The organism is Rheinheimera riviphila (genome assembly GCF_004005945.1).
Classification (GTDB): domain Bacteria; phylum Pseudomonadota; class Gammaproteobacteria; order Enterobacterales; family Alteromonadaceae; genus Pararheinheimera; species Pararheinheimera riviphila.
Genome location: NZ_SACS01000009.1, coordinates 73,382 through 90,752 on the forward strand (window position 1 = coordinate 73,382; position 17,371 = coordinate 90,752).

Here is a 17,371-nt window from a genome sequence, read left to right on the forward strand (position 1 = left end):
AGGAGTTGATGATGAAACTGACTGAACAACAATGGCGTGAGCGGTTAACGGCAGATCAGTTTCGGATCACCCGCCAGAAGGGAACCGAACAACCGTTCAGTGGTACTTTGCTGCACAACGAAGCCACTGGTTTTTACCACTGTGTTTGTTGTGCTGCACCGCTGTTTGATTCAAAAGCGAAGTTTGATTCAGGTTGTGGCTGGCCGTCGTTTAGTGAGTCGCTGTCAGGCCAGGTGAAGTATCAGCAAGACCTGAGCCACGGCATGCGGCGCACCGAGATTTTGTGTGCGCAGTGTGACGCGCATCTGGGACACGTGTTTGAAGATGGCCCGTTGCCGCAAGGGCAGCGTTATTGTGTGAATTCGGTGTCGCTGCAATTTACAGCGGGCAATAAAGATTAACCCAAAACACACCACCCGGTGACGTCAAGGATGACGAGTTACAATACCGGTGCCTGAAACCGACCCTGCTTAATACTTTCCAGCGTAGTTTCCGCCACAGGTTCAATCGCATCCGCATCAATATTCAATTCTGCCAGCTCAGTTTTAATCCGGGCAAATTCAATCCGTTCAATACCGGCATCTTCTGCAATTAACGCCCATAAATAAGACAACTGAAAATTCCGCTGTTTGTAATGAATGGTGGTTAGCGCGGTATAAATCTCAGGGTCAATGTTCGCTTCGGCCGGATATAAGCTCAGCGCATGATGCAGGATTGCAATGGTTTTTTTCACATCGCGTTTCATGTAATAACTGGCTAATGCCAGTTGCAGTTCGGGTGTTTCTAATTGCTGGTTTTTTTCAGCTTGTAAAAATTTATCCAGATGCGGTTTACTCTGATGGCGTGACCAGTGGTATTGCAATAAATTTGGATCTTCAGAGCTGACGGTTTCATCAGTTAAACGTTTAATTTCTTTCAGGCTGGTTAAAAATCCGTTTACCCGCGAGGTGGTTTTTTCTTTGAGCTTAATGTGCTGGATGCCAGAAGCCAGCTCTATACATTTTGAATATTTTTCAAATGAAATTAATAGCTTATGCTTGTTTGGGTCGGAAGGTAATTTGCCCTCGGCAAACCGGGCAAAAATAACCTCGGCCCGTTGCACATTACAATGTGAATCTTCATTTAAATCATTGCAGACCGCTGGATTTTCTTTACAGATCTGAACCACAGACAGTGGTTCGGGCTCACAGCCTGCCAACAGCAATAAGGACAAACTCAACCACACTCTTTTCATTGAAGCTCTCCAACATCACAACCATGAGCATAAACAACTTCACGGAAAAAATCTTTTGTAATTGTTGTTGTAGTATTACCAATTCAATTACAATAAGCCGCCTTATCGCCAGGCACCCTACAAATCACAGTTCCAACTTACGACGTAAAAGGCAAACTCATGACCTTATCGCACGAAGAACAGTATCAACGCAGCTGGCAAGAACGCCAGGAAATTGCTGAAAACATGCAACCGATCATTGGCCGTTTATATCGCAACAAAGCGGTAGAGCTTGTGGTGTATGGCAAGCCGCTGGTGAACGCCACCACCATTGATATCATCAAAGCGCACAAAACTGTGGAACGTTTTGAACAGCAAAAACTGCGGTTACGTGAAAGCTTCCCCGTGCTGGAAGTGATTAGTCAGCTGAATCTGGCACCAGGCCGGATTGATTTGGGTAAACTGGCGTTTGCCTACACTTATAAAAATGCTGCCGGCGATTTAAGCCTGCAACAATATCTGGAACGTGAACTTTCTGATCTATTGGATCATGATGACAATATCGTGCCTACCGACGTCGTGTTATACGGTTTTGGCCGGATTGGTCGTTTATTAGCCCGGCTCATGATTGAACGTGCCGGCCCAAGCGCCAAGCTTCGCTTACGCGCTGTGGTTGTTCGTGGTGGCCGTAAAGGCGATTTGGAAAAACGCGCCAGTTTATTACGTCGTGACTCTATTCATGGCCCTTTTAACGGTAGTATTACTGTTGATCAGGAAAACGGCGGCATCAAAGCCAACGGCACCTTTATTAAAGTCATTTATGCCGATTCACCAGAGCATGTTGATTACACCCAATATGGCATCAATAATGCCTTAGTGGTTGATAACACGGGTATTTGGAAAGACGACCAAGAATTGTCAATTCACTTTAAAGCCAAAGGCGCTGCCAAAGTTCTGCTGACTGCACCAGCCAAAGGCGACGTGAAAAACGTGGTGTATGGCGTCAACCATAAGATGATTAGTAAAGATGACAAGATTGTCTCTGCTGCTAGTTGCACCACCAATGCGATTACCCCGGTATTAAAAGCGCTGAATGATGAGTACGGCATTCGCAACGGCCACGTTGAAACTGTGCATTCTTATACCAACGATCAAAACCTGATCGACAACTACCATACCGCTGAACGTCGTGGCCGTGCCGCACCGCTCAATATGGTGATCACCTCTACTGGCGCGGCTTCGGCAGTCGCCAAAGCGTTACCGGAGCTAAAAGGCAAATTAACCGGCAATGCTATTCGCGTACCAACGCCAAACGTATCAATGGCTATTTTGTCGCTGAACCTGAATAAAGAGACCAATCGCGAAGAACTGAATGCTTATTTGCAAAAAGTGTCGTTGTTCTCTGAACTGCAAGATCAAATCGACTACACCAACTCCACTGAAATTGTATCAAGTGACTTAGTTGGCTCGCGTTACGCCGGTGTGGTTGACTCGCAAGCGACGATTGCCGAAGGTGATCGTTGTGTGTTGTACGTTTGGTATGATAACGAATTCGGTTACAGCACTCAGGTGATCCGGGTGATGAACGAAATGGCGGGTATTGCTTATCCGACGCTGCCTTTGGCGCGATAATATTCGCAGCACTCAATAAAGCCGCATTAAGCGGCTTTGTTATTTTTAAGGGAAAAGGATCTGTCCCGTTTCACCCGCTGTTGAACCAGCTTTGGCGTTCTCAGCGTACAAGGATTGTGTTAACCTCAGCTTTTTTTAATTGTTTGGAACTTTTGCTCATGAAAATTACCTGTAATTTTGACAGCGGTAATATCGACGTTATTCAGGCTGACAGCATCGACAATATTCAGCTGGCTATTCGTAAAGACCACAATTCTGATTTTTATCAGTGGTTCCATTTTCGCCTGCACAGCAATAGTTTTGAACCTCATACCATTAAAATCACCAATGTCGCGACATCGGCCTATCCAAAAGGCTGGGCTGATTATCAGGCCGTTGCCTCTTATGATCGTGAAACCTGGTTTCGGGTACCGACTGAATTTGATGGTAAAGAACTGACCATTCACCATTATCCGGAAGCGCAGTCTTGTTATTTTGCTTACTTCGCCCCTTATAGTTACGAGCGTCACCAGGATTTACTGGGCCAATCACAAAATAGCGATTGGGTGCAGCTGGTCGACCTTGGTGAAACCATTGATGGCCGCGACATGAGTTTGTTAGTGGTCGGCGAATATGAAGCCGGTAAAAAGAAAATCTGGATCACCGCCCGTCAACATCCGGGTGAAACCATGGCCGAGTGGTTTGTTGAAGGCTTGCTGGACCGTTTATTAGACGAAGACGACGGTGTGGCGCGTGAATTACTAGACAAAGCCGTGTTTTACATCGTGCCAAACATGAACCCTGATGGCAGTGTGCGGGGTCATTTACGCACCAACGCCGCTGGCGTAAACTTAAACCGCGAGTGGCAGACGCCATCGCTGGAAAAAAGCCCGGAAGTGTTTTTAGTCCGGCAAAAAATGCTGGAAGTTGGTGTGGACATGTTCCTCGACATCCACGGTGATGAAAATCTGCCGTATAACTTTGTGGCTGGTGCTGAAGGCGTACCTTCGTACAATGCCAAAATGGCGGCGCTGGAAAGCAGCTTTAAACAAGCGCTGTTATTGGTGACACCAGAGTTCCAGACCAAATTTGGCTATGAGTTAGACGCACCGGGTCAGGCCAATCTGACGATAGCTTCGACCTGGGTCGCCGAGCAATTTAAATGTCTGGCGTACACTTTTGAAATGCCGTTTAAAGACAATGCCAATTTGCCAGACGAGCAGTTTGGCTGGTCAGATGTCCGGTCAATGAAATTAGGCCAGGATACCCTGATTGCCGTACGTGCCGTGGTGGATCAGCTGTAAGCTACGACGCACAATGATGGCACCTGCGGGTGCCATTTTTTTGGTAGCATTTTCTGGTCGTATTTTTGAGTCGGTAGGGCGGTGATCCTGCCAGCCGGTTTGCAAGCGGATGCTTTTCCTTTATAGTGCGCAGATTAAATGAGGTGCTGTTGATGGCGATAATTAATTGTCCGTTTTGTAATAAGAAAGCGTCTGATAAATCAGCGGTTTGCGGAAATTGTGGTGGCAAGTTAGGCGAAATGTCGGTCGAAGAGCTGGACCGGTTGCAGCGGGATAAAAGGCTGGCGCTGGGGCAAAGTCTGAATAATCACGCCATGATGTCGTTGATTATTTTCCTTGGCAGTTTTGCCTGGTATTACTACCGCGAACCAGAAACCGACTCACTGGAAATGTACGCTATCCATGGTGCCATGTTGGTTGGTTGCGCCTGGTATCTGGTGACAAAAGTACGGCTCGTCCTTTACAAGAGAAAGTAATATGGATTTTTTCTCGTTGGTCAGCGCGATGTCTGCTGACACCTATCAAAATCTGGTTGAAGCGGTTGCGACCAAACGCTGGGCCGACGGTACTTTACTTTCCGACCAACAACATGCCCACAGCATGCAATTGGTGATGGCCTATCAGGCTAAAATTCTACGTTCGGATGAACCTTTTACCATCGGCACTGACGGTCAGATGGTGGTGAAATCCAAAGCAGAAATGAAACAACAACTCGACGCGGCACCTGCACTTCCAAAGGCCGTACCCCAGGCAGCATCCATTCCCGATGACCAGGCTGCAGTGACTATCGCAAGGTTCGCACACGATGATCTTTAAACGTTGGTTTAAGCCAAAATGGCAACATGAAAATGCCGCTATCCGCCAATTGGCGATTGCTGATCTGGACCAGAGCAGTAACGAACACAAAGAAATTCTGCATGAGTTGGCCTTTAACGACGGTGCTGAAGCGGTTCGAAAAACTGCTTTAGAACGGTTGAATGAATTTTCACTGTGGTGGCAGGCCAGCAAGCATGAGTCTGCTGATCGGTTAAAACAGTTCGCGGAGCAGCAATTAATTGCGATGTTGCTAAATAATCAGGTGTCGGCGCAGCTGAAACAGCAATTTATCGCCGAATGCCATCGCAGCAGTATTCTGGAAAAACTGGCGCATGCCGAAGCGGATGCGAGTATTAAATTCGCGTTAATTCAGCGCCTGGCGCGGGTTGATTTATACCTGAGTGGCGTGTTGGACGACGGCTTAACGCTGAGTCAGCGGCTGGAATTACTGCAACTGATCAACGACGATAAACTGCTGGAAAAACTAAGCCGGCAACTCAGCGGTGAATTGCTGACTGCAGTGCAGCAGAAAATTGCCATGCGCCTGGAACAAAAACAAAAACCAGAGCGGGTTCGCAAGCAAGTGGTGTTGTTACTGGCGAAACTGAATTCAGTGCGTGAGAGTAGCGATATTGCACAAGCACAACAAAAACTGGCGTTGTATCAACAACAATGGGCTGAATTAGCCGATGATTTGTTGTGTTTAACTGACGCTGCTGAATTTTCAGCAAAGTATCAAAAAGTTTGTGTGTTAACGGAAAATGCCTTTGCACCAAGGCTGGCAGAGCTTGCTCAGATCCAGCAGCAACAAGCCAGAGCGGCAGAGCAACAAACCCGGTATCAGGAACTTGCAGCCCAATTAATCGAGGTTGCTTCGCAAGTTGCTACAGATCTGTCTGCTGGTGATTTAGCTGCTGTCTCGGCGCAAGAACAGGTTGTGGCTTCGTTGGGTGTCGCAATCGAAACTGCAGATTTAACTGCACCGCAGCGTCAGCCGTTAGTGCAATCACACAAAGCTTTGCAACAACAACTGGATCAATTACCACAGCTCGCAGAAGCCTTAGCCCTGACAGCCCGGTTGTTAGCGGAGCAGGCGGCTGTTGGTTTACCTGCTGAAGATCAGGATATCAATGCCGCCTATCAGCAGTTTAAGCAATGGCAGCAGCAGTGGCAGCGCCAGGTCAAAGTATTAAAACAGCTGATGCCACAAAGCTTCAGTGATAGTTATCAACAATTATCAAAACAATGGCAGTTGCATTGTGAACCTTTATTGGGTCAACAGGAAAAAATGCAGCGGCAGTTTAAAAGTAAACTGGCCGAATTCAAGCGGTTACATCAAGCTGGCAAATACAATGTGTTATTTGGTCTGTTTAAAGGCATTGCTCGCGATTATCAGAGTTTAACTGCCCAAAGCCAGCAACAGCTCGCCACTGAGTTTGAGCAAATCAGCAAACAAGTTGATGATCTGGCTGACTTACAGGCCTATATCGCCACGCCGCGCAAGCAGGAACTGGTTGCTCTGATGCAACAACTGGCCGAAGCGACTGATGTGACGCCAGCTGACCGGGCGGCGCAGGTGAAGCAAAGCCGGGCGCTGTGGAATACTTTAGGCCGGGCTGAAGCCGCGCTGGATGAGCCATTAAACGATGCCTTTAATCTGGCCTGTGAACAGGCTTTTGCACCTTGCCGTGAATATTTTGCGGAACAAGATGCACTACGTTTGCAAAATGCTGCAGCAAAACTGGCTGTGATTGAACAACTTGAACAGCAAATGGCCGCTGGCGTGACGGGTAAGGCACTGGATAGTTTATTGCAACAAAGTCTGAAAGACTGGCAGCAAACTGGTTCGGTCGAAAAAGCGCAGTTTGAACAGCTGCAACCAAGATTTTCGCAGCTGGTAAATCAGCTGAAGCAACAACAAAAAACTGAACAACAACAAAATGCGCAAGCCAAGCAACAGCTGATTGCCATGGCGACGCAGTTGAGTGCCGGTGAAGGAGTTGACCAGGTCGCGGCGCAGCTGAAAGTGCTGCAGCAACAATGGAAAAACATCGGTTTTGCCGGTCGTACTCAGGATCAACAGTTATGGCAGCAATTCAGAGCCGTTTGTGATCAATGGTTTGCCAATCGCGAAGCGGCGAAGCAACAGCAACAATCAGCTCAGGCGCTGCTTAAAGTGCAACAGCAGGATCAATTGTCTGCACTCAGTACTTTGCTTGCTGATGCCAGTAGTCAAGGCGCTTTACACCAAGTGCTGACTGAACTGAATCAGCTGTATGTCAGCGAAGATAAAGAGTTACTGGCGAAAAAGCGGCAGTTGCAGCAACAAACCGAACAGAAAATCGCCGAAGTACAGGTTGCTTCTGCGCACTCGGTTTATCGCCAATTGTTTGATGCGCTTGCGGTCAGCGAACCGCAACCAGCCGATTTACCACCGATCTATCGGTTGGTGTTTAATCAGCAGCAAGAAAAAACACTCAGCCGTGCCGATTTAACCCTGGCGTTGGAATGGGCGGCCGGTCAGGCGTCACCGCCGGTAGAATCAAGCCGTCGCCAGCAGGTTCAGATGTTGTTATTAACCGATAAGCACAACAGCGGCGAGTCAATTAATCAGGAACAGCTGCTGGCGCGTTGGTTGCAATTTGGCCCGGTTATGGCAGACGAAGCTGCGTTATTACAGCGGGTTCGGGCTTTGTATCTGGCTGATTAACTACAGCTTTGTACTAGAAACAAGCAGGGGCAGAACTTAGGTTCTGCCCCTGCTTGTTTTAGGCGTTGGCCTGATTGCTTAACAGACGGAGTCGTTTAGCTGGTCAGTTCACCCCGTAAATTGCACTGCATCAGCCGGCGTATTTCGGCAGGTGCTATTGGCTGACTCAGCAAATAATGCAGCTTGGTCAAAGTTGCTTCGAGTGTCATATCAAAACCACTAATCACACCGCTGGTTTTTAACGCGTTACCAGTAGCATAACCATCCATATTCACCTTGCCTTTAAAACACTGAGTACAGTTGACGATCACAGTGCCACGCTCTGATGCTTCCCGCAGTGCTGCCAGCAATGGCTCAGCTTGCGGCGCGTTGCCCACACCATAAGATTTGATAATTAACGCCCGCACCGGCGCTGCAGCCATATTACGAATTACGTCCACGCTGATCCCTGGATACAAAGTCACCACGCTGATCGGTTGCGGGGTGATTTGTGCGACTTGTAGCGGCACATGACTTTGATGCTGCAAAAGTTGACCCGCCAGCACTTCAATATGAATACCGGCTTGCAGCAGCGCCGGAAAGTTAGGTGAGGCAAAAGCATTAAAGCCATCGGCATCGGCTTTGGTGGCACGGTTGCCACGAAACAGCTGATTGTTAAAATATAACGCCACTTCGGCAATCGGATAATAGGCCGCCAGATAAAGCGAATTCAGTAAATTCACCTGACCGTCTGAGCGCAACTGTGCCAGCGGAATTTGGGAGCCGGTAACGATCACCGGTTTTGTCAGATTTTCCAGCATAAACGACAACGCCGAAGCGGTATAGGCCATGGTATCGGTACCGTGCAACACCACAAAACCATCGTAGTCATCATAATGATCGCGGATATCCATGGCGATTTCCAGCCAGTGCGCCGGCGTCATGTCGGATGAATCAATCACCGGATGATATTCATGAATATCAAACTCCGGCATTTCCGGGCGATAGAATTCCGGCATGCCTTTGACGGTATCGGACAAAAATCCCGGTACCGGAATATAACCATGATCGGACTTTTGCATACCAATGGTGCCGCCGGTATAAGCGACATAAATACGTTTTGCTGACATCAGGGTAAGACTCATGTTTTTTTCCATTGTAAACCCTAACTTAGCGCTTTGTCAGGCTGGTTGGTGCAGCGGTGATGGATCTGCCGGTTTTAGCGGCAATTAACGCCGGTCTGGCGAAAAGCTGAGCAAACAGACGTTGTTGTCATAAAAAGCGCTTTACAAGTTTTGTCAGAGTTTTTATTATGCCGTCCATCGCGGAGAGATGGCAGAGTGGTTTAATGCACCGGTCTTGAAAACCGGCGAGGGTTAGTAGCCCTTCAAGAGTTCGAATCTCTTTCTCTCCGCCACTTCCTACACAGCCACCTTTGGGTGGTTTTGTTGTTTCTGGGCTGTTGAGTTTTAATGTCGGCCAGCCAAAAAACCATGCTTTTATTTCCGTGCCCACTTACCTCGTCGTACATTTGATCACGCTACTTTGCCATAGCAATCTGTAGTTTGCTCAGCTATGCTAGCCGCAATTGATTCACGGCGTTTCTTCGACCCTTTCGGTGGTATTGCAATTGATTAACATTTTGTTGGTTGACGATCATGAGTTGGTCCGAACCGGGATCAGCCGCATTTTAAAAGATGAACGTGGCCTGCGGGTCGTGGCGGAAGCCAGTTCCGGCGAGCAAGCCGTGCAATATTGTCGCAACGAAACCACTGATGTGATCCCACCCGATGTCGTGCTGATGGATATGAATATGCCCGGCATTGGCGGTATGGCGGCGACCAAACGCATTTTGCATTATTGCCCGGATATTAAAATTCTGGCGCTATCGGTGTCGTTTGAAGAGCCGGTGCCGACCAAAGTGATGCAAATGGGCGCTGCTGGTTTTATCTCTAAAAACGCTGCGCCAAAAGAAATGATCGATGCTATTCGTAAAGTAGCCGCTGGCCAGCGTTACATTTCAGACGAAGTGGCGCAAAAAATGGCATTGAGCAAAATTCAATCGAACAGTCAAAACCCTTTTGATGAATTATCTGAACGTGAATTACAAATTATGTTGATGATTACCAAAGGCGGTAAGGTCAACGATATTGCCGATCAGCTCAACGTCAGCGCTAAAACCGTCAATTCTTATCGTTATCGGATGTTTGAAAAATTAGGGATCAGTGGTGATGTCGAGCTGACGCATCTCGCGCTGCGCCACGGTATGATCGATATTGTTTAAAATAAGCGTGTTTAAGTTGTTGTTTTTGCTATGACCACATTTGATGCCAAAGCTTTTTTAGCCACAGTGCCACAACAACCCGGGGTTTACCGGATGTTGAACAAGCAAGATGTGGTGATTTATGTCGGCAAAGCCAAAGATTTAAAAAAGCGGCTGGCCAGTTATTTCCGCAGCAATGTACCTGGTGCAAAAACCCGGGCCTTAGTCAGCCAGATTGCAGCGGTTGAATTGATTGTCACCCATAGCGAAACTGAAGCGCTGATTTTAGAAAACAATCTGATTAAGCAGTTCATGCCCAAATACAATGTGCTGCTGCGTGATGATAAATCCTACCCATTTATTCTACTGACCGATCATCAACATCCCAGACTGACGTCGCATCGTGGTCCTCGCAAAAATGCCGGTCAGTATTTTGGGCCTTACCCAAGTGCCGGTGCGGTTTGGGAAAGCCTGAAACTACTTCAAAAAATTTTTCCGGTGCGCCAGTGCGAAGATGGTTTTTATCGCGCCAGAACCCGGCCTTGTCTGCAATATCAGCTGAAACTCTGCTCAGCGCCTTGTGTTGGTAAAATCAGTGATGAAGCTTACGCCGAACAAGTACGCTTAACCCGGCTGTTTTTAAGCGGCAAAAATCAGCTGGTGATTGATGATTTAGTGGCACTGATGGACAAAGCCAGTCAGAGCCTGGAGTTTGAACAGGCAGCGCAGTTACGTGACCAAATTGCCGCCCTGCGTAAAGTGCAGGAGCAGCAAACAGTCAGCGGCGATCAGGATGAAATGGACGTCATTGGCTACCATTATTCGCACGGCGTGGCGGCGGTACATGTGCTATTTGTGCGGGACCGCAAAATTCTCGGCAGTAAAACCTATCATCCAAAAGTCCCTGCCGACACCGATCCGGACGAAATACTACCGGCCTTTATCCTGCAGTTTTATTTAAATGGCATCAGCGGCCAGACCATTCCGCGCGACATTGTGCTGGGGCAGGAGCTCGCAGATGCGGAAGCGATTGCCAACGCGATCGGTGAATTGGCCGAACGCAAAGTGAATTTACTGGCAGTGAAGCGCGGCGAAAAAGCCCGTTATTTGTCGTTGGCGGAAAAAAATGCCAAAACTGCCTGCGATAGTAAACTCTCTTTTGGCTTGCAGATGGCGGTGCGGTACTCACAGCTGAAGAAGTTGCTGCAACTCGATGATATTCAGCGGATGGAATGTTTTGATATCAGCCACACCATGGGACAACAAACCATCGCTTCTTGTGTGGTGTTTAATGGCGAAGGGCCGGATAAAGGCGAGTATCGGCGTTTTAATGTCGAAGGCATTACGCCAGGCGACGATTACGCCGCGATGCAATTTGCAATGAATAAACGCTACGGCAAATTGCAGGACGAAAGTAGGGTGCCGGACATCGTGTTGATTGACGGTGGTTTAGGCCAGCTCAATCAGGCGGTCAGTTTTTTTGAGACCTTTGCCTTACAGAAAAAACCTTTGTTGCTCGGTGTTGCCAAAGGTACCAGTCGTAAACCAGGGCTGGAAACACTCATTCTACCAGGTGGTAAAGAGATGAGTTTACCGCCTGATGCACCAGCGCTGCATCTTATCCAACAAATCCGCGATGAAGCTCATCGCTATGCCATTACTGGCCATCGCAATAAACGTGGCAAAAAGCTGTTGCAAAGCCCGTTAGAAAATATTGTCGGTATAGGTGAGAAACGCCGGCAAGCTTTGTTACAATACCTCGGCGGTTTGCAAGGCGTAATGAAAGCGACAGTTCAGGAACTGGCGACCGTTCCCGGCATTTCCAAAGTGCAGGCCGAAGTTATATACTCGGCTTGTCATAATAAGAATTAAAAAATATCTGAGAGCCCGTTGATGTGGAATGTGCCGAATATACTCACTTTGTTTCGAATTTTTTTAATCCCGGTTTTTGTATTTTGTTTCTATTCTACTCATGAACATGCCCGTTTCCTGGCTGCTTTTGTGTTTTGGCTGGCAGCAATTACTGATGCGCTGGACGGCTATCTCGCTCGTAAATTACAACAATCCACTGCTTTTGGTGCCTTCCTTGATCCGGTGGCTGACAAAACCATGGTGGCCGCGGCGCTGGTACTAATTGCGGTTGATATGCAAACCTTGTGGGTGACAGTGCCAGCCTTTCTGATGATTAGCCGCGAAATTATTATTTCTGGTCTACGCGAGTGGATGGCGGCAGTAGGGCGCAGCGCACAGGTCAAAGTGTCGGACATGGGCAAATGGAAAACTGCGGTACAGATGCTGGCTCTGATCGGTCTCATCTGGCAACCGATCAGCTGGATCACAGATTTAGGCATGGCCTTGTTGTATTTCGCAACGTTACTGACACTGTGGTCGATGGTGGTTTATTTACGCGCGGCCTGGCAAGATTTAAAACAATAATCAACAGCTTGCTGCTTTATCCGGCAAGCCTGTTAAAAATTGAGCAAACGATTTGCAATCTGCAAGTTTCTGGTTGACGGATTGATTAAACTCAGTAGAATGCGTCTCGTGTTAGGGCGTAAGCCTTTCTGGATGCGGGCATAGCTCAGTTGGTAGAGCGCTACCTTGCCAAGGTCGAGGTCACGAGTTCGAGTCTCGTTGCCCGCTCCAAATCACAAATTTACGACAAGAAAGCGCAGGCGGGTTGGCAGAATGGCCATGCAGCGGATTGCAAATCCGTCCACCTCGGTTCGACTCCGGGACCCGCCTCCATGTTGTAAAGGCAGTTGCTGAAACAGCTGCAAAAAAGCTAAAGAAAGTTGTCTGCCCGGGTGGTGAAATCGGTAGACACAAGGGATTTAAAATCCCTCGCTCGAAAGGGCGTGCCGGTTCAAGTCCGGCCCCGGGCACCATTTACTGACCTGCCAAGCAGAAGTAAATGCGCAACAGCAAATTAAGAAGATTTACTAAAAGTTTTATGCGGGCATAGCTCAGTTGGTAGAGCGCTACCTTGCCAAGGTCGAGGTCACGAGTTCGAGTCTCGTTGCCCGCTCCAAAATGGCTTTATCGATAAGCAGTTTTCTGCAACATCGATAAACAAAAGAATAAACAAAACGCCGCTTAATCGCGGCGTTTTGTTTTTTGCAAAGCAGCATAATTGCTGCCTGATCCCTAAATCCTTGAAGTTACAGAATGGCGCTAAAGTAGCCAGAAACGATGTAGCTTCAAGGATGAAGGGTATGCCCTAAATCATTAGAGTTGCAGGTAGGCGGCAACTGAGCGAGACCCCAGGAACATAGTTGTCCTATGTGACTGGGTCGGACTGGCGCCCCAGCGAGTGAAGGCGGCCAACAACCCTGCAGCTCTAATGATGACGGGCATAAATCAAGCTGTCTCATGGATTTGAGAACCGTCCTACCCAAGGAAAGGGCCAGCCTGTTTTGGACGACTTCAGCTTGTTCTGGATTTACTCAATATGATCAATATTATTGCAGACATCGTCGGCATGGCAGGTACCTGCCTGGTCGTTGGCGCGTTCTTTTTACTTCAACTGAATAAAGTGTCACCCAAAGGTTTGTTGTACAACCTGATGAATCTGTCCGGCGCGTTATTTTTGCTGTTTAGTCTTTGTATTAACTTTAATCTCGCCAGCTTTGTCATCGAAATCTTCTGGATTGTGGCATCGCTGATTGGGCTTTATGGTTATCTGAAGCAAGATCGCAGCGCCGGGAACCCGACGTCGTGACGAATACGGGATCAGTGCTGTGCATTGATCCCGTTTTCTATTTACTGATTGCTGTTTACTGCAGCATCGGACCCAGCCAGCTGCTGGCCACGCTGATCGCGACAATGCCAACTAAATTCAATACCAACCCAGCTTTCACCATATCTTTAATCTGCAATTTGCCACTGGCAAATACAATCGCATTGGGTGGGGTTGCCACCGGCAGCATAAAGGCAAAACTCGCGGCCAGTGCGGCAGGCACAACTAAATAGAGTGGTGATAAGTCCATCGAAACCGCGACCGGCCCAAGCAAGGGTAAAAACGCCGCTGCCGTCGCTGTGTTGCTGGTCACTTCGGTTAAGAAAATAATCATCGTGGTGACGGTCAGTAAAATAAATACCGGCGGCACGCCTTGCAGCAAACTTAATTGTTGCGCCAGCAATTCAGAAACACCGGTTTTCTGAATTTGATCGGCCATGCTGAGACCTCCACCAAACAGCAATAATACGCCCCATGGCAGCTGCTGGCTGTCTTTCCACACCAATAAACGTTGTTGTTGCTCGCCGGGCAGCACAAATAACAAAGTTGCTGCGATCAATGCAATCATGGTGTCGCTCAGGGGTAAACCGGTCCATTTCACCAGCCATTGCTGGCTGATCCAGCTCATAGCCGCCAGAGTGAATACCAATAACACCAAAGCTTCTGAGCGCCGTAGCGGGCCAAGCGCCGCCAATTCCTGTTTAAAATTATGCTGACCGTCGCTGCTGGCCGGTAATTTAAAGTGGAACTTACACAACCATAACCAACAAACCGCCAGCATCACCAATGCCAGTGGTACACCGAGTAACATCCAATCTGCAAAACTGATCTGAATTTGATAACTTTTACTTAAATAGGCTGCCAGCAGTGCATTGGGTGGCGTGCCAATTAAGGTTGCGATGCCGCCGATACTGGCGCTGTAAGCTATTGCCAGCAATACTGCACGGCCAAAGCTGTCCTGACTGCTTTCATGCGCCATTTTGATCATCGACAAGCCAATCGGCAGCATCATCACGGCGGTGGCGGTATTGGACATCCACATTGATAAAAACGCCGTCACCGCCATCAATCCAGCCACCTGCGCCGCTGGTTTCTGGCCGGTGAACTGCAAGGCTTTTAACGCAATCCGTTGGTGCAGGCCGGTTTTTTCCATCGCAATTGATAAAAAGAACCCACCGAAAAATAAAAAGATCAGCGGATGGGCATAAGGTGCAGTGGCGGCATCCATCTTGTCGATGCCAAGCAGTGGAATAAAAATCATCGGCAAAATGGAAGTGACCGGTATGGGCATCACTTCACTGATCCACCACAAAATCATCCACAGCATTAAACCGGTCACATGCCAGGCAGGTTCCGACATTCCCACAAGCGGCGGCGCCGTCAGCAAGGTCAGCAGTAATAACGCCGGACCTGCCAGCAGTAGTGTGTAACTTTTGATCTTCATCTAGATTCCTTGCTCGGCCAGGGGGCGATGTCAGAAACTATACTTTATCCCAATGGCGAGTGCATGATCTTGATCTGTTTCCAGTTTTAGCCGACTGGCTAAGCCGTAAAGCGTAACGTCAGAGCGTAGCTGGTAATCAACACCAACACTTTGCAGCGTCGCCGCTTCCTGTTGGCGAAGTCGGCTATGGTCTTGTTGCCACTGCAGCTTGGTGGTCCAGCTACTTTGCTGATAACTGAGCTGCGCCAGCCGCGCCGTACCTGACTTACCATTGATCTGGTGTTCACTATGCTGCCACATCACGGCCGCCGCCCATAAACTGTCTGCGCCGCGCCATAACGGCCATTGCAGCAACACCCGTTCGGCATTGAGGTTATTCAATTCCTTCGCCAATGATACCGACAGAAACAGCGGATACTTTTTCAGCGCGCTATCGCCATAACTAAGGCTCAGATCATGGCCACCAGCTTGTTCTTTGTCAACAGCGGTCTGATAACTGGCGGCTACGGAAAAACCAGCCCATTGTGGCGATTGATAACCAATGATGTTTTTTAGCCGATCTTGCCCGGCGGTCAGCTGCGCGATATCGGCGATATATTCATTAAATAAGTCGGCTTTGCCTTCGGATTTTTTGAATTTGGTATCGTTTTTACCAAATATCAGTTCGCCAAAACTACCACTCAGCCCAATATAGGTGTTACGGGCGCCAAGCCGGTGTTCACGGTTGGCATCATCCAGACCATTGACTTGCCATTCGTAGACAAAAATCAGCGCCAGATCGTCGGTCAAGGCTTGTTTGCCTTTGAGCCCAAGTCGACTGAATGGCATTTCCAGCTGATGGCCTTGATCAGCGTAGCGGAACAAACCTTGGTCGACCGACAAGGCTTGGACGTCCAGTTTGCCGTACCATGCGAGCTTTGGGTTGAATTCAGCCGCCGGAGCGGCGCCACTGCACATCAAAAGGGTGGCGACCGCCCCAAGTTTAAACTTTGGCATGCGACACCTCAGGCGCAGGGTTTGTGGCGGCAGGGGTTTTATTTAGCTCGTTATGCAGCTGCTGCTCATCCAACTCGCCACACCATTTCGCTACTACCAAAGTCGCCACGCCATTGCCAATCAGATTGGTTAAAGCGCGGGCTTCTGACATAAAACGGTCAATCCCCAGAATAAGCGCAATCCCAGCCACCGGGACCGAGCCAACCGAAGCCAGGGTTGCCGCCAGCACAATAAAACCACTACCGGTCACACCAGCAGCGCCCTTGGACGTTACCAGCAGCACCGCGAGCAAAGTTAATTGCTGAGTTAAATCCATTGGCGTGTTGGTGGCTTGCGCGATAAATACCGCCGCCATCGTCAGGTAAATTGCGGTGCCGTCGAGGTTAAAAGAATAGCCGGTTGGGATCACCAGGCCGACAGTCGACTTACCAGCGCCGGCTTGTTCCAATTTCGCCATCATCCGCGGCAAAACCGATTCTGAGCTTGAAGTGCCGAGCACAATCAATAATTCTTCTTTGATGTACCGAATAAACTTGCTGATGGAAAAACCATGTAACCGACAAATACCGCCCAGCACGATAAAGATAAACAGCAGGCAGGTCAGGTAAAAAGTCGCCATCAGATTCGCCAAGGACAACAAAGACGCGATGCCATATTTACCGATGGTAAACGCCATAGCGCCAAAAGCACCAACCGGCGCCACTTTCATGATCATCTGCACGATGGTGAACAGCAGCTCTGAGCTTTTTTCAATATAGCCAAACAATAGATTCTGCCGGCCGCCCATCCGCTGCAGCGCAAAGCCAAAAAATACCGAGAAAAACAGCACCTGCAGCATATCGCCACGGGCAAAAGCGTCAAACACGCTACTTGGGATCACGTTGAGCAGGAAGTCGACGGTGCCGGTCATCTGATCCGGCGCGGTGTATTTGCTGATGGATTGTTGGTCAAGACTTGCCGGGTCGATGTTCATGCCAACGCCTGGCTTCACTACATTAATCACCACCAAGCCGATAATCAGCGCTATGGTCGACACCACTTCAAAATACAGCAGGGCGTAACCACCGGTTTTACCGACTTTTTTCATATCCTCCATCCCGGCGATACCAATCACCACGGTGCAGAAAATGATCGGGGCGATGATCATTTTGATCAGTTTAATAAAGGCGGTACCAAGGGGTTGCATGGCGGCACCGGTGTCAGGCCAGAAGTGGCCGAGCAGGATGCCGATAGAAATGGCGATCAGAACTTGTACATACAAACTGGATAACAAACGACCTGTTGCTTGTTTCATGA

The 17,371-nt window shown here is 48.7% G+C and carries 15 protein-coding genes and 5 tRNA genes; 15 read left to right on the forward strand and 5 right to left on the reverse strand.

The genetic code is table 11. From position 1 onward, the window contains the following. Positions 1–11 precede the first annotated feature (11 nt). Positions 12–401: a peptide-methionine (R)-S-oxide reductase MsrB gene (gene msrB / locus EOE67_RS09905; protein ID WP_127698935.1), complete on the forward strand. Its 390-nt coding sequence runs from the start codon at positions 12–14 to the stop codon at positions 399–401. Positions 402–439: 38 nt separating this feature from the next. Here the strand turns inward: msrB and EOE67_RS09910 are convergent, their stop codons facing one another. Then, complete coding sequence (locus tag EOE67_RS09910) at positions 440–1,234, reverse strand: DUF2989 domain-containing protein (protein ID WP_127698936.1); 795 nt, start codon at positions 1,232–1,234, stop codon at positions 440–442. Positions 1,235–1,393: 159 nt separating this feature from the next. Here EOE67_RS09910 and EOE67_RS09915 point away from each other — a divergent pair, with 159 nt between their 5' ends. From EOE67_RS09915 to EOE67_RS09935, 5 genes are all read left to right on the forward strand, one after another. Continuing rightward, positions 1,394–2,845: a glyceraldehyde-3-phosphate dehydrogenase gene (locus EOE67_RS09915; RefSeq protein ID WP_127698937.1), complete on the forward strand. Its 1,452-nt coding sequence runs from the start codon at positions 1,394–1,396 to the stop codon at positions 2,843–2,845. A 158-nt stretch (positions 2,846–3,003) separates the two neighbouring features. Continuing rightward, positions 3,004–4,128 carry a M14 family metallopeptidase gene (locus EOE67_RS09920; protein ID WP_127698938.1) on the forward strand — a complete coding sequence of 375 codons (1,125 nt, stop codon included), beginning with the start codon at positions 3,004–3,006 and terminating at the stop codon, positions 4,126–4,128. 152 nt (positions 4,129–4,280) lie between these two features. Further along, positions 4,281–4,604 (forward strand): zinc ribbon domain-containing protein, encoded by a 324-nt coding sequence (locus EOE67_RS09925; RefSeq protein WP_127698939.1) that lies wholly within the window; start codon positions 4,281–4,283, stop codon positions 4,602–4,604. A 1-nt stretch (position 4,605) separates the two neighbouring features. After that, a complete protein-coding gene (locus EOE67_RS09930; protein ID WP_127698940.1) occupies positions 4,606–4,944 on the forward strand; it encodes a YeaC family protein in 339 nt (112 codons plus the stop codon). Further along, complete coding sequence (locus EOE67_RS09935) at positions 4,934–7,654, forward strand: DUF349 domain-containing protein (protein WP_127698941.1); 2,721 nt, start codon at positions 4,934–4,936, stop codon at positions 7,652–7,654. Before EOE67_RS09930 ends, EOE67_RS09935 begins: the two co-directional genes overlap by 11 nt. A gap of 95 nt (positions 7,655–7,749) precedes the next feature. On the opposite strand, the gene ansA is transcribed toward EOE67_RS09935, so the two are convergent. After that, a complete protein-coding gene (gene ansA / locus EOE67_RS09940; RefSeq protein ID WP_240652777.1) occupies positions 7,750–8,778 on the reverse strand; it encodes an asparaginase in 1,029 nt (342 codons plus the stop codon). Positions 8,779–8,959: 181 nt separating this feature from the next. On the opposite strand from ansA, the gene EOE67_RS09945 reads away from it, so the two are divergent. The 9 genes from EOE67_RS09945 (at position 8,960) to EOE67_RS09985 (ending at position 13,617) form a co-directional block, all read left to right on the forward strand. After that, a tRNA-Ser gene (locus tag EOE67_RS09945) sits at positions 8,960–9,050 on the forward strand. Positions 9,051–9,263: 213 nt separating this feature from the next. Continuing rightward, positions 9,264–9,917 carry a UvrY/SirA/GacA family response regulator transcription factor gene (gene uvrY / locus EOE67_RS09950; protein ID WP_068066700.1) on the forward strand — a complete coding sequence of 218 codons (654 nt, stop codon included), beginning with the start codon at positions 9,264–9,266 and terminating at the stop codon, positions 9,915–9,917. Between the two features lie 30 nt (positions 9,918–9,947). Further along, positions 9,948–11,768: an excinuclease ABC subunit UvrC gene (uvrC, locus tag EOE67_RS09955; RefSeq protein ID WP_127698942.1), complete on the forward strand. Its 1,821-nt coding sequence runs from the start codon at positions 9,948–9,950 to the stop codon at positions 11,766–11,768. 21 nt (positions 11,769–11,789) lie between these two features. After that, on the forward strand, positions 11,790–12,332 hold the full coding sequence (pgsA, locus tag EOE67_RS09960) for a CDP-diacylglycerol--glycerol-3-phosphate 3-phosphatidyltransferase (protein ID WP_127698943.1): 543 nt from the start codon (positions 11,790–11,792) through the stop codon (positions 12,330–12,332). Positions 12,333–12,466: 134 nt separating this feature from the next. After that, positions 12,467–12,542 (forward strand) — tRNA-Gly (locus EOE67_RS09965). A 28-nt stretch (positions 12,543–12,570) separates the two neighbouring features. Continuing rightward, positions 12,571–12,644: transfer RNA gene (locus EOE67_RS09970), tRNA-Cys, on the forward strand. A gap of 53 nt (positions 12,645–12,697) precedes the next feature. Beyond that, positions 12,698–12,784, forward strand: a tRNA-Leu gene (locus tag EOE67_RS09975). A 67-nt stretch (positions 12,785–12,851) separates the two neighbouring features. Next, positions 12,852–12,927 (forward strand) — tRNA-Gly (locus tag EOE67_RS09980). A 420-nt stretch (positions 12,928–13,347) separates the two neighbouring features. After that, entirely contained in the window at positions 13,348–13,617 is a 270-nt protein-coding gene (locus tag EOE67_RS09985; RefSeq protein ID WP_127698944.1) for a CBU_0592 family membrane protein, read from the forward strand. A gap of 55 nt (positions 13,618–13,672) precedes the next feature. Here the strand turns inward: EOE67_RS09985 and EOE67_RS09990 are convergent, their stop codons facing one another. Genes EOE67_RS09990 through EOE67_RS10000 form a run of 3 tightly spaced genes read right to left on the reverse strand, consistent with a single transcriptional unit; the run spans position 13,673 to position 17,369 of the window. Further along, positions 13,673–15,079 (reverse strand): SLC13 family permease, encoded by a 1,407-nt coding sequence (locus EOE67_RS09990; protein WP_127698945.1) that lies wholly within the window; start codon positions 15,077–15,079, stop codon positions 13,673–13,675. A 30-nt stretch (positions 15,080–15,109) separates the two neighbouring features. After that, on the reverse strand, positions 15,110–16,075 hold the full coding sequence (locus EOE67_RS09995; protein ID WP_127698946.1) for a porin: 966 nt from the start codon (positions 16,073–16,075) through the stop codon (positions 15,110–15,112). Next, complete coding sequence (locus tag EOE67_RS10000; protein WP_127698947.1) at positions 16,062–17,369, reverse strand: dicarboxylate/amino acid:cation symporter; 1,308 nt, start codon at positions 17,367–17,369, stop codon at positions 16,062–16,064. Before EOE67_RS10000 ends, EOE67_RS09995 begins: the two co-directional genes overlap by 14 nt. Between the last annotated feature and the right edge of the window lie 2 nt (positions 17,370–17,371).